The organism is bacterium SCSIO 12696, from assembly GCA_024397955.1.
GTDB lineage: Bacteria > Pseudomonadota > Gammaproteobacteria > Pseudomonadales > Porticoccaceae > SCSIO-12696.
Map to the genome: position 1 here is coordinate 104,047 of CP073744.1, position 14,932 is coordinate 118,978.

Sequence of the window (14,932 nt, forward strand, 5' to 3'; positions counted from 1 at the left end):
TTTTGTGTTTGAGGTCGGCGTTCCAAAAAGGTGCAATAATTGCCTTTTAGGAGTAAACTTAGTTTTTTCTTATAAAAAAATTGATGTTTGTATAGAGGATTTTTTTGAGTAGCACGGTCTTCAGCATAAGCACAGTTGTATTGCGCAGCCTATTTGGCCCTGCAAACGCGCATGTGGCTCTGCTTGTGCGAAATAGTGTGAGAAATTGGCCGGTAGGTAATGTATTGCTGCTCAGTTTGGTGCTTGCTTTTGCCCCCGACCTTGAGGCTGCTGAAGATAAATACCATTTTAATATAGCAGCAGCAGATGCGGCACAGGGGTTGCGTCAATTAGCGCAGCAGTCCAACACGCCGCTTCTTTTCTCTCACAGTGAAATTCGCGATATCAAAAGTAATGCAGTTCGTGGGCGTTACACGGTTCGTGAAGCACTGGCTATTTTGCTTAAAGGTTCCCGGTATACCGGGCAATTTAACCAAAATGGGGTTTTAACCATTTCCAAGGTTGAGCCTGAGAAAAAAGAGGGTAGAGATATGCCATTTAAAAAAAATGGTTTGACGGCATTAATCGCAGCAGTTGCGGGCGCTAGTGCCTCCTTGGGGGCTGTTGCTCAAGACAATTCGAAAGATATCCAGGAAGAAATTGTTGTTAAAGGAATTAAAGGATCATTACAGCGAGCACTGAACATTAAGGAAAATTCGACTGGTTTTGTCGATGCGATCAGTGCTGAAGATGTGGGCAAGCTGCCTGACCAGAACGTGGCTGAAGCCCTGCAACGTGTTACCGGTGTGGCCATTCAGCGCAGCCGCGGTGAAGGTGACTTTGTGTCGATTCGAGGTCTGGGGCCTGATTTTGTTCGCGGTAGTGTAAATGGTCGATCTTTTCTCAGTGCTACCGAAGCCGTTGACCCTATTTTTAACGGTAACGAATTAACCACAACTGGTCGCGCTGCCAACTTTGATATTCTACCCTCTGAAATTATCCGTACATTAGAAGTAGCCAAGTCTACTTCTGCAAGCCACGTTGAAGGCGGTATCGGTGGTTCTGTCGATTTGAAAACAGCTCGCCCATTGGAACTTGGGCATAAGAAAGCTGGCACCTTAACTGGGACCTATCGCCAGTTTAACAGCGAGACAGATCCATCTATCTCTGGCTTATACAGTTGGGTTAATGACGATAATAGCTTTGGTGCATTGGGTTCTATCGCCTATTCAGAGCGCTCAATTCGCGAAGACTTTTCACGTACTTTTGGTTGGTTCCCCTCGTTCGGTATCGGTTCTCAGCTGGATACTGACAATGACGGTATTGGTGATGCTAGCCCCAATGACGTGCCATTCTCTCTATCAAATAACGCAGAAGCGTACGAAGAAAGCCGTGACCGTGTAACCGCCATGGGGACTTTGCAGTGGGATTGGGGCGAGTCGGGCCTTGTCGTTGACCTGCTATACAGCAAACGAGAAATTGATGAGTCTCATCAGAACTTTATCTTTTTGCCAATTATTTTCGATGATGACCTGGCTGGTAATACCGTCAACCCCGATGGCAGTGTTCAGGTCGGTGATTTGGTGAATGACGGTACCTTCTTTCGCCATATCACTACTCTGCGTCCCGAGCTGACTACAGACTTGCAGGATATCGAAGAAGACTTGATCTCTTTTGGTTTGAACTATGAGAAGCAGTCAGGTGCCTGGACAACAACAACAGATATCAGTTATTCGAAAGCTGAGGGGTCTAATGTTTTCGATCGCGTCAGGATCGATGGTGATCGAGGGACTTTTGCCTTTGATTCAACAATAGATAACGATGGCTTCGATATTACTCAGACGAACTTGGGTGATGGAGCAGCTGCCGACCTTGGAAATCCGGCCAACTTTGTTGTTTCTGTATTTGATGATCGGTTTGCCAGGAACGAAGATGAGGAATTCGCAATCCAGTTTGATGCGATTCGCGATATTGATCACGACGTTGTTTCATCTATCGAAATGGGCGTTCGTTATCGCTCGCGTGAAAAAGCCATTGAGAGGGCTAGTAACGGTAACGGTATCCCGGTTGTCGGTGCTGGTATCGGTGTTGACACAGTGAGTGCATTTAATCGGGGTGCGTCGGATTTTCTTGATGGTAGCTATAGAACTAACTTCGGCTTTGATTCGTTGATTTTCCCTGATAATGATGCGGCACGTGCTGCTGTTGCATCAAGAATTGCCGAATTGGCTGCTATGGAAGGTTCTTTGAGTGACGATGATGCTGGTTTGCTGGCAACACTTAGATCTTCGTTGGCACCTATTTCCCCGGACCCCTTTGGCTCCTTTGCTATTGAAGAAGACACGTTTGCTGGCTACTTTCAGGTTAACTTCGAAGGTGATCTCGCTGGCGTAGGCTACGTGGGTGATATCGGTTTCCGTCTGGTACATACCGACCTAACCGTAAACGGCTTCGATGCAGAGTTTGTGGTAACTGATAATGGTGGTATGGATACAACCATATTTGACACACTGACTACAGGAGCGGCTACGCCAGTCAGTTTTGAGTCCAGCTATACCAATGTGCTGCCCAGCCTGAACTTCAGGTTTGAGCTGGCGGAAAACTTGTATCTGCGTGTTGCTTCGAACGATACGATCACCCGGCCCACCTTTAACAGCCTTGCTCCAGCGTTTGATATCAATGCCAATGCCTCTACCAATGGCGGCGACAACTTTGCTGTCTCGTTGAATGCGGGTAACCCGGCACTGGAACCGGCTGAAGCAGAAAACTATGACTTGGGTGTTGAGTGGTATTTTGGTGAAGGCAGTGCGGTGTATGCCGGCTTGTTCCACAAAGAAATCGAAGGCTTTACCGCCAATGTAGTTAATACGGGTTCATTTACTTCCCTGGCAGGAACGCCCATTCGTGCTACCGGTGTAGAGATGGATGGAACTAGTCGCCCTATTCCTGTGGATATCATTAGCCAGCCGGCAAACCAGGGCCTAGCTCAAGTTAGCGGTGCTGAATTGGGTGTTCAGCAGGCATTTGAGTCCGGTTTCGGTTACATTGCCAATGTCACGCTAAACGATACGTCAGCGGAGCTTGAGAGTACGGGTGAGTCTATCGATTTTCCCGGCGTCTCTGACACCAGCTTCAACCTGACTTTCTATTATGAAAAAGGGCCTATCCAGGCGCGTGCAGCGTATACCAGCCGTAGCGAGTTCTTGCGGGTGGCCAATGCGATTGGTAGTGGTGGTCAAATCTTTAATGATGATTTCTCTCAACTTGATGCATCGTTCAGTTACGATATTTCGCCAAACTTAACGATATTCCTCAATGGCGTGAACCTCACCGATGAAGAGCAGGACGTTTTCCAAATACTGCCTGCTGGCCAGCAGCGGTGGGTGTCTACATCCTTCACCGGTAGACGTGTCGCTTTAGGTATTCGCGGTACTTTCTAAGCGGTTTTTCAGACCGATAGCCCCGACAATACAGTTTATTGTCGGGGCTGTTCTTTGATTAATTTTTTCAAGAAGTTGTCTGACTGACGTAGGAAAATATGACTGCGAAATTGAAGATTCGAGAAAAAATTGGTTTCAGCCTGGGCGATATGGCAGGTAACTTTGTATACCAATCCGTGTTGTTATTGCTGGCTTTCTATTACACCGATGTCTACGGCTTAAGTGCAGCAACCGTGGCTGGAATTTTTTTGTTCGTTCGTGTTTTTGATGCGGTAACAGACCCACTGATGGGGATGCTTGCTGACAGAACGAAAACTCGCTGGGGGCGCTATCGCCCTTACCTGTTGTTTCTCTGTGTACCCTATGCGACAGCATCAATTCTGGTGTTCACAGTCCCAGATATGAGCTTGAATGGAAAAACCATTTACGCTTACGTTACGTACGCCGTACTTATGCTGCTGTTTACTGCCACCAATATTCCTTATTTTGGTTTGGGCAGCACTATGACCGCAGACCCGGATGAGCGGGTTTCTCTGAATTCTTACCGCTTCGCCGCCGCTACTGGTGGCGGATTGCTCATCACCACGCTGGTTATTCCCATGGCGGACTGGTTTGGTGGCGATAACAAGGCGGTGGGCTACCAGCAGGCTATGATGGTGATGGCCGCCTTATCTGTAATCCTGTTTCTCATTACGTTTGCTTCCACTAAGGAGCGGGTCAAGCCCGCTAATACGGGGGCAAGTGGTTATAAAGACGATCTGAAGCAAATTTTTAAAAACGATCAGTGGCGCCTGATGGCATTGACTGTTTTGATCATGGTGACAGCGCAAACCATTAAGGCAACCACGGGTATCTACTACATCACCTACTACGCTGAGAATGCCGCAGCCATGGTAACCCTGTTTCTCTCCCTTTGGATGGTGGGTGGGATAATTGGCAGCTCATTGGCAAGCTCAGTTGCTAAACACATCTGCAAAAAAACGGCGTGGATGATCTTATGCTTTGTCTGTGCGTTTATGTCTGCAATTACTTATTTGATTGATGCCAGCAGCCTGGTCTGGATTATGGTCGCACAATTTATGGTTGGCTTTTTTAACCAGATGATGGCCCCCATGCTCACATCAATCATGGCTGATGTGACCGATTACGGTGAGTTGAAAAATAAACGCCGAATCGATGGTCTTGTCGCGTCGTTCACAGTGGGTATTTTAAAAGTTGGTTTGGCTATTGGTGGTGCGGTTGCAACCGGTTTGCTTGCCGTATTCGGTTATCAAAGTGGTGGTGTCGATCAAAACGCAGACACTGTGTCCGGTATTTTAATCATCTTTACGTTGGCGCCTGCGGTTTTCTTTGTTGTGTGCGGTTTTATTGTTCGTGCCATGAAGTTAGATAAAGAAACCGTTGCAGAAAACTCTAGAAAGCTTGAAGAGTTGCGAGCTAATAATTACTAAAAGCACGTTATTAAGAGGTAAGTGTTGTGTCTGAATTTAATGGTTTAGGGTTGAATATGGGCAATCTGTCGCTTTTGTCCAAAGCAAAAAGTCGCTCTATTTCACCAGAAAATTTCACTGGAGAACCGGGCAAAGGCGGTATGGCCACAGAAGGTATGGGGTCGATTCCATCTCGAGATTTGGGCCAAGGCTGGAAGGTTTCACCCTGTGTTGAAGTTCCTCCAGAAGAGACCTTTACTCTGGCTGATATTAAAAAGGGTGGTGCTATCCAACAAATGTGGATGACGGTTATTGGCCCTAAGAAACGCGATTTGATTTTGCGTATGTATTGGGACGATCAGGAGCATCCCTCTGTTGAAGTTCCCATCGGTGATTTTTTCTGTAATGGTTTGGAAGACTTTGCTCAGGTCGATTCAATGCCTGTTACGGTTAACCCTGGTCTGGCGTACAACTGCTTTTGGGAAATGCCTTACAAAAAGAGCGCTCGAATTACACTGGAGAATCGTGATCCACTGCAAAAGTGTGTGATTTTTTATCAAATCAATTACACCGAGACCGAGGTACCTGACAACTGCGCGTACTTCCATGCTCAGTTCCGCCGCAGCAACCCTCTGCCATACAAAGAGGTTCACACTATTTTGGATGGTGTTGAGGGGCAGGGCCACTACATCGGTACTTACATGGCTTGGGGTGTCAACAATAATGGCTGGTGGGGGGAGGGTGAAATCAAGTTCTTTATGGACGACGACACTGACTTCCCAACCATTTGCGGCACTGGAACAGAAGACTATTTCCTGGGTTCCTATAACTACGATATTAGTTTGGCAGTACCCAATAAGAATTGGCCTGAGGCATACACCGAGTATTCAAATGCGTTTGCCGGTGTTCCACAAATTCAGCGCCCAGACGGTATTTACAATGCTAACCAGCGTTTTGGTATGTACCGTTGGCATATTCCCGACCCCGTGCGTTTTGAGAAAAGCTTGAAAGTGAATATCCAGGCTCTCGGTTGGCGGGATTATCCGAACTTTGGTGGGGCTGTCGATAATCGCCGTTACTTGCCTCTGCAAGACGATATCTCTTCGGTGGCATTTTGGTACCAAACTTTACCGACGGTTCCGTTCTCGGAGTTGCCTCACAGAGATTTCTTGGAGGTTAACTAAACTTCTCTTAATAACTCTATCAAATATTACGGGGCATAATTTATGACGGGAAGTCGCTTAAAAGTCCGGGAAAAAGTCGGTTTTAGCGTCGGCGATATGGCGGGTAACTTTGTTTATCAGTCAGTGGTTTTGCTGTTGGCCTATTACTACACCGATGTTTTTGGGTTAGATGCCGCTACCGTCGCTGGCATATTTCTGTTTGTACGCATTTTCGATGCAGTGACAGACCCACTAATGGGTTTGCTTGTCGACAGAACCAATACCCGTTGGGGCAAGTATCGACCTTTTCTGTTATTTCTCTGTGTGCCTTACGCCATTATGTCGGTGGTGGTTTTTACGGTTCCAGATATGGACGTTGCCGGTAAAACCATCTACGCCTATGTCAGCTACGCGGTGCTTATGCTGTTTTTTACTGCCACCAATATTCCTTACTTTGCCTTGGGCAGTGTGATGACAGCGGACCCCAAGGAGCGAGTGTCGCTAAATTCGTTTCGCTTTGTAGCAGCCACCGGCGGTGGTTTGATCGTTACTGCGGGCTTGGTTCCACTGGCAGATTTTCTGGGGCAGGGCGATAAGACAACCGGTTATAAGTTAGCAATGATGGTGATGGCCGCGCTGTCTGTTGTTCTATTTTTGATCTGCTTTGCTTCTACCAAGGAGCGGGTGAAACCGGTAAATACCGGTACCAAAAATATTAAAAACGATATTGCCCAGGTGATGAAAAATGATCAGTGGCGCCTGCTGGGCTTGGCGGTATTGATTATGGTCACCGCGCAGACAGTCAAAGCGACAACCGGAATTTATTACCTCAATTATTACGCAGAGGATGCGGAATCCATGGTGTCGCTGTTCTTGTCCCTGTGGATGATCGGCGGTATGTTGGGCAGCGCACTGGCGAATCGTTTGACCTCTCTTATGTGCAAAAAGCGCGCTTGGGTGATGCTGTGTCTGATCAGTGCCGTTCTTTCCGGAAGTACCTACCTGATTGCGCCAAGTTGGATTGGTGCCATTTTGGTAATGCAGTTTTTTGTCGGCTTTTTTAACCAAATGATGGCGCCGTTGATTTTCTCAACTATGGCTGAAGTGACGGATTATGGCGAGCTTCAAAATAACCGCCGCCTGGATGGGCTGATTTCCTCGTTTACTCTGTTTGCGTTGAAAGTAGGTCTTGCGGTTGGTGGTGCATTGGCTACTTACCTGTTGGCGGTATACGGCTATAAAAGTGGTGGCGTCGATCAAAGCACCGATACGGTGTCGGGCATACTGGCGATTTTTACCCTGATTCCAGCAGTTGGTTTTGTAATCACTGCATGGATTTTAAACAAGATGTCGCTGACTTCAGAAGTGGTCGCCTCGAACGCGGTGAAATTACAAAAGCTGCGCGGCAACAGCCCTCAGCAAGTTTAAATGTTATCTATTGATTCAGGAGGTAGACGTGTTTCCCTGGCAATCTGAAGCTGAACGTTATGTCGCATCATCTGATCGTTATCAGTCAATGACCTATCGCCGCTGTGGCAGTAGTGGTTTGCAACTTCCAGCGATTTCTCTGGGCTTGTGGCATAACTTTGGCTACAACGTACCCTACGAAACCCACCAACAGTTGTGCTTTAAAGCCTTTGATTTGGGCATTACCCACTTTGATCTGGCCAATAATTATGGGCCGCCACCGGGTTCAGCTGAGGAGAATTTTGGCCGTATTCTTAGTAGAGATTTTGCCGCCTATCGAGATGAGCTAATTATTTCCAGTAAAGCTGGTTATTGGATGTGGCCCGGCCCTTATGGGGAGTGGGGCAGCCGCAAGTATTTGCTGGCCAGCCTTGATCAAAGCCTCAAACGCCTGGGGCTGGATTATGTGGATATTTTTTACTCCCACCGCTTTGATCCAGACACACCACTGGAAGAAACCATGGGTGCTCTTGATACGGCGCTGTCTTCCGGCAAAGCGTTATACGTAGGTGTTTCTTCCTACAACAGCTTGCGCACGGAAGAGGCCAGTCAGCTGGTGCGGGAGTTTAGTTCCCGCCTGCTGATTCACCAGCCCAGCTATTCCATGCTGAATCGGTGGATTGAGCGAGATGGTCTTTTGGATACTCTTGAGCAGCAGGAGATGGGCTGTATCGTGTTTTCGCCACTGGCTCAGGGAATGTTGACAGATAAGTATCTGAACGGTGTGCCTGATACCAGCCGAGCGGCACAGCAGGGCACCCTGTCTCAAGAGTTGTTGTCAGAAGAAAATATTGCCAATATCAAAGCACTTAATGATATTGCCGCACAGCGCGGGCAGTCACTGGCGCAAATGGCCATTGCCTGGGTATTGCGGGATCAGCGAGTAACCTCTGCATTGATTGGTGCCAGCAAAGTTGAGCAAATAGAAAGCTGTGTTGGCGCTTTGAAAAATCTATCGTTTAGCGATGACGAGCTGTTGGCGATCGACAAGTATGCTCAGGAGGGTGGTATTAATCTGTGGGCCGAGTCCAGCCAGACAAATAATTGAATGTGAAAGCCGTAGGGTGGATTAGTCGCGCAGCGACGTAATCCACCCTGCAGTGTTTATTCAGGGCAGGCTTCTACAGTTTGTCGTTGCACGCCCAAACCTTCGATACCCAGTTCAATCACATCACCCGGTTTTAAATATACGGGCGGCTTTTGACCCAGGCCAACCCCAGGCGGTGTGCCTGTGGAAATTACATCTCCCGGCTGCAGGCTCATGTATTGGCTCAAAAAGCTGACGATAAAAGCCGGGCTAAAAATCATGGTTGAGGTATTGCCGTTCTGGTAGCGATGACCATTTACCTCAAGCCACATGCTGAGGTTGGATACATCGCCAGCTTCGTCAGCGGTTACCAGGTAGGGGCCAATCGGACCAAAGGTGTCACAGCCCTTGCCCAAGTCCCACTGGCCACTGCGCTCTAACTGGAACTCTCGCTCCGATACATCGTTGCAAACAAAGTAACCGGCAATGCAGTTGGCCGCTTCTTCTTCAGTCGCGTAAGAGGTTTCCTTGCCAATTACCATGGCCAGTTCCACTTCCCAATCGGTTTTTTCACTGTTGCGGGGAATGACCACATTGTCGTTGGGGCCCATCACGGAGCTGGTAGCCTTCATAAATACCACTGGCTCTGGAGGAATGGGTGCGCCGGTTTCTGCGGCATGGTCGGCATAGTTCAAGCCGATGCAGATAAACTTGCCGATATTGCCTACACAGGCACCAAAACGTTGTTCACCGTCAACCAGTGGCAGACTATCTACGTCAATGGCTTTTAGAGCATCAAGGCCTTCCGCGGTCAGTACCGAGCCATCAATATCGTTCACCTTATCTGCCAGGCTGCGGATGTTACCGTCGTTGTCGAGGATGCCCGGCTTTTCGTTTCCGGGGTTACCATAACGCACTAATTTCATAGTTGGTTCCTTGATTAATTATTCAGGGTGACAAAGCCACCGTCGATGGGGAAGTTGCAACCGGTGATAAACGCAGCTTCGTCCGAACACAGGTAAGCGATTAAACCGGCCATTTCTTCCGGCTTACCCATGCGTCCAATGGGTTGGGTGTTGGAAAGTTTTTCAAACATTTCGTCGGTATTGTCCGGATAGTTTTGTGCCAGAAAGTTATCGACGAAGGGTGTATGTACTCGGCCTGGAGCAATGCAGTTGCAGCGAATGCCATCTTTGATAAAGTCCTTGGCCACCGAGTAAGTCATGGTAAGTACTGCGCCTTTGGTCATGGAGTAGGCAAAGCGATCCACAATGCCCACGGACGAGGCAACAGACGCCAGATTTAAAATGGCTCCTGATTGGCGAGATTTCATGGCTGGAATAAGCGCAGCCATGGTGTTGTAAGTGCCTTTAATGTTTACCTGGTACAAACGGTCCAGATCGTTTTCCGTACATTGTTCGATGCTGCCAATATGGGCGATGCCTGCGCTATTAACCAGAACGTCGATAGGCTGTTTGTCGTCTAATTCCTGCAACAGGGTTTTGGTGGCTTCGGTGTCGGAAATGTCGCAGCTGTGGGCGCTGGCTTTGCCACCAGCAGCTACGATTAAATCAACGGTTTTTTGTGCCGCTTCCAAATTGAGATCGATAATTATCACCTGGGCGCCTTCATTGGCCAGGCGCAGGCAAACACTTTGGCCGATGCCGCTGGCACCGCCGGTGACTAATGCGGTTTTGTTAGTAAATCGTTGGGTCATGTTTTTCCTATTTTCTTTATCTGTCATCCTGGCAAACAAGGCGACGTCAAGCTTCAGGTTTCAGAATGGCAGTGGTGTTTCACTACGCTGACAATGGCAAGCAACTCGGCCCAATGGGCTCAAACTGTTTATACGTTAGAATAAATTCCTGATGCCCCATTTCTTCGGACTTGCTGGGGCTGCCTGCTGCAGCGGCAAGCACCTGTTGGTAAATCTCTTCACCAACGCTGTCCACATCGCCGTCGCCATTCATGATTTTGCCGGCATTTACATCCATGTCGTCCGCCATACGTTGGTAAGTTTCGGGATTGGCACAGACTTTAATGACTGGGGAAATGGCAGAACCGACCACCGATCCACGACCGGTGGTAAACAGCACCATATGGCTACCAGAGGCAATCAGCTCAACAATTTCCGCATTGTCGGAAATATTGGGGAAGCCAAATTTTGGGTCGCCATCGGGTACTACGTCCATTAAGTACAAACCGCCAGTGGGTGGTATGTCGCCGGGCTTAATCAAGCCGTGAATTTGTGAATCGCCGGATTTGCAGTAGGCGCCCATGGACTTTTCTTCCTGGGTGGTCAGGCCGCCTTCGGCATTGCCGGGGGCGAAGCTGCCATAACCCATAGCGGTGTAGTAATTCGCAGCCTTGATCATGGCGGATTCGATTTCTTTGGCCAGTTCCGGGGTGGCAGCCCGTTCGTACATGGTATCTTCGCAGCCGATCAGTTCGCCGGTCTCCTCAAAGATACACGTGGCTCCCTTGTCGACTAACTTGTCGAAACAGCGCCCCACAGCGGGGTTGGCGGTTATGCCACTGGTGCCATCGGAACCTCCGCAGATGGTGCCCACGATGAGCTCATCGACTGCCATGGGAACTTGCTCTACTGTGCTGGCTTGAGCCAGCAGTTCACCAACTTTAGCGACCCCGGCATCGATGGTTTTTTTGGTGCCGCCCTGTTGTTGAATGACCAGTGTTCCCACCGGACGGCCGCTGGCAACGATACTCTCTTGCAAGTGTTCGCGGTTAAAACCCTCGCAGCCCAGAGAAACCAGCAGCACACCGCCTACATTGGGGTGAGTGCACAGCTGCTTCATCATATTGAGCGCGTAGTCATTGGGGTAGCAACCGGGAAAGCCGATTAAGTGCACCTGATCGGTGTTGTTCTGCATTTGGCTGCGCATGACGATTTGCCGAGTGACATGGTGGGCACATTCCACCAGATACGCCACTGCTATGACGTTGCGTATGCCTTTGCGGCCATCTTGTCGTAAATAACCGTTCATTTTTACCTCTATTGGCTAATGCCTTCCCGTGTATAGCTGGCGATATAGTCGCTCTTCATATTGTGCAGGTGCACATGGCGGCCGGTTTCGATAACAGCGGTGGCGGAGCCAATGGGCGCGCCGTATTTAAGGATTTTGTCGCCGTCGCTAATGTCCGCCAGAGCTACCTTATGGCCCACGGGAATATTTTCAGCGACGCGCACGGCCTGGCCATTGATGGTGATCATTTCATCCACGCTCAGGTTGCGGCGGCTGACACCAATATTGTCACTGCCGTGCAGCCGGATAATGTCGTCGATGGTTTCAGTCATCCCTATACCTCCTGTAGCTGGTAAAACACTGCGGCGTTTTTGCCCAGCAGCTGCTGTTGTTCGTGTTCGGGCAGCTCGGCCATCAACGCCAGACTCAACGCTCGCCAGTCGCTGTAGTCCATACTCAAATTAAGCACTGGCCAATCGCTGCCCCACATCAAACGATCGCCACCAAAGCTGTTGTACAGATGATCAAAGTAGGGCTGCAGATGCTCTTTGGCGGTACGCTCACCGGCTTCGGTCACCAGGCCAGAGACTTTGCAGTAAGCCTGAGTGTGTTCGGCAATAGCGGCGATATCGGCCTGCCATTGACTGCTGCTGTCGTTGGCAATATCTGGCTTGGCGCCGTGATCAACAACGGTGCGCAAAGTGGGGTAGCGCTTTAACAGGGTCAGCAGATTGGGCAGGTGCCTGGGCAATACCAGTGCGTCAAAGCTGAGTTTGTTGTCGAGCAGGGCATTAAACGCGCTATCCAACTCTGCGCGCAGCATCCAGTCATCGTCGGCGATGTCCTGGATCATTGGGCGAATGCCTTTTAAATAGGGGTTTTGCGCCAGCTCGCCAATGCATTCGGCGGCATCGCTGGCGGCCATATCCACCCAGCCCACCACACCGGCAATAAAATCCGTTTGCTCAGCCAGCCCCAGCATAAATTGGGTTTCTGCTTCGCTGTCGGCGGCTTGCACCAAGATGGTTTTTTTAATGCTGGCATCGGCGAGCATGGGAGCCAGATCGGCGGGCAAAAAATCCCGATAAATTGGCCCCAGATCCTCCGTCAACCAACCGTAGTCGCCCCGGGCAATTTGCCAAAAATGTTGGTGGCTATCGATCACAATCAAGCGCCTCCAGGTAGGGGTGCGGCATCTGCAACCAGACTTTTGCTGCGCAGTGCTTGCCAGAATTCGTCGGGAATCTGGGTGTCGATTAGCGTTTGGGTTTGGGCGATACGCCTTGCACTGCCCATGCCGGGAATCACCGAGGCCACTGCAGGGTGGGCAAGGGGGAACTGAAGGGCCGCGGCGGCCAGCGGAATACTGTACTCATCGCACAGGTCTTCCAGCTGACGCACTTTATCGACAACGGTCTGAGGGGCAGGGCCGTAGTCGTAGTGCAGGGTGCCGCCGCCGCGGGTTCCGGTGGCGAGGATGCCTGAGTTGTAGGCGCCGCCAATCACAATGGAACAGTTACGCTGCTCGCACTTGGGTAAAAAGGTTTGCAGGGATTCCTGCTCCAGCAGGGTGTAGCGCCCGGCCAACAGGAAGCAGTCCCAATCACCGTACTCTAGCGCCTGCTCGCATACTTCATGCTCGTTAACGCCGAGGCCGATGGCTTTTACCAAACCCTGGCTGCGCAGGCTGTCCATGGCTTTATAGCCGCCGTCCATGGCGATGGCAAAGTGGTGATCGTTGGCATCGCCGTGGGTGACGCGGCCAATATCGTGCATATAGAGGATGTCCACCCGGTCCAGGCCCAGCCTTTGCAGGCTGTCCTCGAAGGAACGCATAACCGCGTCGTAGCTGTAGTCGTAGTGAATATCGAAAGGCATGGGCGAACGGTAGCAGTGGCGTTCTTTCGCGTAGCCTGCCGGCTTCAGCAAACGGCCTACTTTGGTGGACAGCACATAATCATTGTGGCCGCGCAGAATGTCGCCGGTACGGCGCTCTGATAAGCCCTGGCCATAGTGAGGAGCGGTATCAAAATAGCGGTAACCACCGTCCCATGCAGTCTGTAGCGTGTTTTTAGCGTCTTCGTCACTGATTGGGTTGTAGAGGTTGCCCAGTGGCGCGCAGCCAAACCCAAAGGTGTGTATAGCCAGGCCGGTATTGCCTATTTGCCGTTGTTCAACGCTCATAGACTTGCCTTTTCTTTGTTTGCCAGCTTGGCGATACGTTGGTTGGCGATAAAGTCCACCAGCTGCGACAAGCCGTATTGCCATTCGGGGATGCGGTCGCAGTGGTTCACCCAGTTCACCAGTTTGCCCAGTTTGGCGGAGGATATTTCTACCCGGTCGCCTATCTGGTGAGTAAAGCCCAATCCCGCTTCGCCACGGTCTTCGGTGGGGGCAAACATGGTGCCCATAAACAGCACCAAACCGTCCGGGTATTGGTGAGAGCGATTGCAGGTTTGCGCGACCAGGCTTTCCGGGGTGCGACTGATTTGACTCATTTTGTTGGCACCGGAAGAGCGGAAGCCGTCTTCGCCCACCAGAGTCAGTTCCACTTCTGCGCTTTTCACATCTTCCAGGGAAAAGCTGTCGTCGAACAGACGGAACAGCGGGCCCAGGCAGCAGGTGCCATTCTGATCTTTGGCTTTGCCCAATAGCAGGGCACTGCGGCCTTCGTAGTCCCGCAAGTTGACGTCGTTACCCAAAGTAGCGCCAATGGCCCGGGCATCCGGTGTTACCAACAACGCGATTTCAGGTTCTGGGTTGTTCCAGTGGCTAGTGGATAGTACGCCCAGCTGAGCACCGCTGGTGATGGCGGACAACACCTGAGATTTAGTAAACACCTCGGCGTCGGGGCCGATGCCCACTTCCAGATACTGTGACCACATGCCTGCTTTGATCAGTTCGTCTTTCAGTGCCATGGCGGCTTCGCTGCCGGGCACCAGGCTGTGCAGGTCATCACCGATACTGTTGCGAATTACGGCGCGGATTTCGGCGGCTTTGTTGGGGTCGCCGCCAGCCCGTTCTTCAATCACCCGCTCCAACATGCTGACGGCGAAGGTAACGCCGCAAGCCTTAATGGCTTGCAGGTCGTTGGGAGCCAGCAAATGGGGTTTGTCGGCTTGAGTGGCATCCTCTGGCAAATTGTGAAACAGGCTGTTTTCCAGCAGCTCTTCCAGTGAGCAAACGGTGTTGCCGTTGGCATTGCGCACCGCACTCACCGGGTCGTCTTTGCTAACCAGGTCGGCGATGGTTTCCAAATGGCCAGATAGCTCGATGACCTGCTTATCGCGCACGGTAATCAAGTGCGGTCCCGCGGTGCCGGTGGGGCTGTAGCTGGCGGGCAGCCAGGCACGGCCTACCCAGGTACCTTCGCGGCAATTGTCTGGCAGGCTATTGGTCAGTGATGCGTCTTTGACGGTGTTGTAAGCAGCGATAGTCATGG

12 protein-coding genes are annotated in these 14,932 nt (G+C 50.5%); 5 read left to right on the top strand and 7 right to left on the bottom strand.

Annotated elements, in window-relative coordinates; all coding sequences use genetic code 11:
• The first annotated feature begins 104 nt into the window (after nucleotides 1-104).
• The 5 genes from KFE80_00530 (at nucleotide 105) to mgrA (ending at nucleotide 8,527) form a co-directional block, all read left to right on the top strand.
• Nucleotides 105-3,419 (top strand): TonB-dependent receptor, encoded by a 3,315-nt coding sequence (locus KFE80_00530; GenBank protein ID UTW45455.1) that lies wholly within the window; start codon nucleotides 105-107, stop codon nucleotides 3,417-3,419.
• Nucleotides 3,420-3,517: 98 nt separating this feature from the next.
• Nucleotides 3,518-4,870, top strand: a complete 1,353-nt coding sequence (locus KFE80_00535; GenBank protein ID UTW45456.1) for an MFS transporter — start codon at nucleotides 3,518-3,520, stop codon at nucleotides 4,868-4,870.
• Between the two features lie 56 nt (nucleotides 4,871-4,926).
• Nucleotides 4,927-6,033: a DUF2961 domain-containing protein gene (locus KFE80_00540; GenBank protein ID UTW46561.1), complete on the top strand. Its 1,107-nt coding sequence runs from the start codon at nucleotides 4,927-4,929 to the stop codon at nucleotides 6,031-6,033.
• Between the two features lie 42 nt (nucleotides 6,034-6,075).
• Complete coding sequence (locus KFE80_00545) at nucleotides 6,076-7,440, top strand: MFS transporter (GenBank protein UTW45457.1); 1,365 nt, start codon at nucleotides 6,076-6,078, stop codon at nucleotides 7,438-7,440.
• Nucleotides 7,441-7,528: 88 nt separating this feature from the next.
• Nucleotides 7,529-8,527, top strand: coding sequence for an L-glyceraldehyde 3-phosphate reductase (mgrA, locus tag KFE80_00550; GenBank protein UTW46562.1), 999 nt, complete (start codon nucleotides 7,529-7,531; stop codon nucleotides 8,525-8,527).
• A gap of 56 nt (nucleotides 8,528-8,583) precedes the next feature.
• Here mgrA and KFE80_00555 read toward each other — a convergent pair whose 3' ends face one another.
• From KFE80_00555 to KFE80_00585, 7 genes are all read right to left on the bottom strand, one after another.
• Nucleotides 8,584-9,432: a fumarylacetoacetate hydrolase family protein gene (locus KFE80_00555; protein UTW45458.1), complete on the bottom strand. Its 849-nt coding sequence runs from the start codon at nucleotides 9,430-9,432 to the stop codon at nucleotides 8,584-8,586.
• Nucleotides 9,433-9,446: 14 nt separating this feature from the next.
• Nucleotides 9,447-10,223 (bottom strand): glucose 1-dehydrogenase, encoded by a 777-nt coding sequence (locus KFE80_00560; GenBank protein UTW45459.1) that lies wholly within the window; start codon nucleotides 10,221-10,223, stop codon nucleotides 9,447-9,449.
• Nucleotides 10,224-10,305: 82 nt separating this feature from the next.
• Nucleotides 10,306-11,511: a UxaA family hydrolase gene (locus tag KFE80_00565; protein ID UTW45460.1), complete on the bottom strand. Its 1,206-nt coding sequence runs from the start codon at nucleotides 11,509-11,511 to the stop codon at nucleotides 10,306-10,308.
• Between the two features lie 8 nt (nucleotides 11,512-11,519).
• The gene (locus KFE80_00570; protein ID UTW45461.1) at nucleotides 11,520-11,822 is read right to left on the bottom strand and encodes a UxaA family hydrolase; all 303 of its coding nucleotides are present in this window, start codon (nucleotides 11,820-11,822) and stop codon (nucleotides 11,520-11,522) included.
• A 2-nt stretch (nucleotides 11,823-11,824) separates the two neighbouring features.
• On the bottom strand, nucleotides 11,825-12,658 hold the full coding sequence (locus KFE80_00575) for an amidohydrolase family protein (GenBank protein UTW46563.1): 834 nt from the start codon (nucleotides 12,656-12,658) through the stop codon (nucleotides 11,825-11,827).
• Nucleotides 12,658-13,674, bottom strand: coding sequence for an aldo/keto reductase (locus KFE80_00580; GenBank protein ID UTW45462.1), 1,017 nt, complete (start codon nucleotides 13,672-13,674; stop codon nucleotides 12,658-12,660). The genes KFE80_00575 and KFE80_00580 overlap by 1 nt, the downstream gene beginning before the upstream one ends.
• The gene (locus KFE80_00585) at nucleotides 13,671-14,930 is read right to left on the bottom strand and encodes a fumarylacetoacetate hydrolase family protein (GenBank protein UTW45463.1); all 1,260 of its coding nucleotides are present in this window, start codon (nucleotides 14,928-14,930) and stop codon (nucleotides 13,671-13,673) included. Before KFE80_00585 ends, KFE80_00580 begins: the two co-directional genes overlap by 4 nt.
• Nucleotides 14,931-14,932: the final 2 nt, after the last annotated feature.

Bases quoted from the DNA above. Each gene is read 5' to 3' on its own strand.
- KFE80_00570 (UTW45461.1), bottom strand. From the start codon at position 11,822: ATGACTGAAACCATCGACGACATTATCCGGCTGCACGGCAGTGACAAT.
- KFE80_00585 (UTW45463.1), bottom strand. From the start codon at position 14,930: ATGACTATCGCTGCTTACAACACCGTCAAAGACGCATCACTGACCAAT.
- KFE80_00580 (UTW45462.1), bottom strand. From the start codon at position 13,674: ATGAGCGTTGAACAACGGCAAATAGGCAATACCGGCCTGGCTATACAC.
- KFE80_00560 (UTW45459.1), bottom strand. From the start codon at position 10,223: ATGACCCAACGATTTACTAACAAAACCGCATTAGTCACCGGCGGTGCC.
- mgrA (UTW46562.1), top strand. From the start codon at position 7,529: ATGACCTATCGCCGCTGTGGCAGTAGTGGTTTGCAACTTCCAGCGATT.
- KFE80_00545 (UTW45457.1), top strand. From the start codon at position 6,076: ATGACGGGAAGTCGCTTAAAAGTCCGGGAAAAAGTCGGTTTTAGCGTC.
- KFE80_00555 (UTW45458.1), bottom strand. From the start codon at position 9,432: ATGAAATTAGTGCGTTATGGTAACCCCGGAAACGAAAAGCCGGGCATC.
- KFE80_00535 (UTW45456.1), top strand. From the start codon at position 3,518: ATGACTGCGAAATTGAAGATTCGAGAAAAAATTGGTTTCAGCCTGGGC.
- KFE80_00540 (UTW46561.1), top strand. From the start codon at position 4,927: ATGGGCAATCTGTCGCTTTTGTCCAAAGCAAAAAGTCGCTCTATTTCA.
- KFE80_00565 (UTW45460.1), bottom strand. From the start codon at position 11,511: ATGAACGGTTATTTACGACAAGATGGCCGCAAAGGCATACGCAACGTC.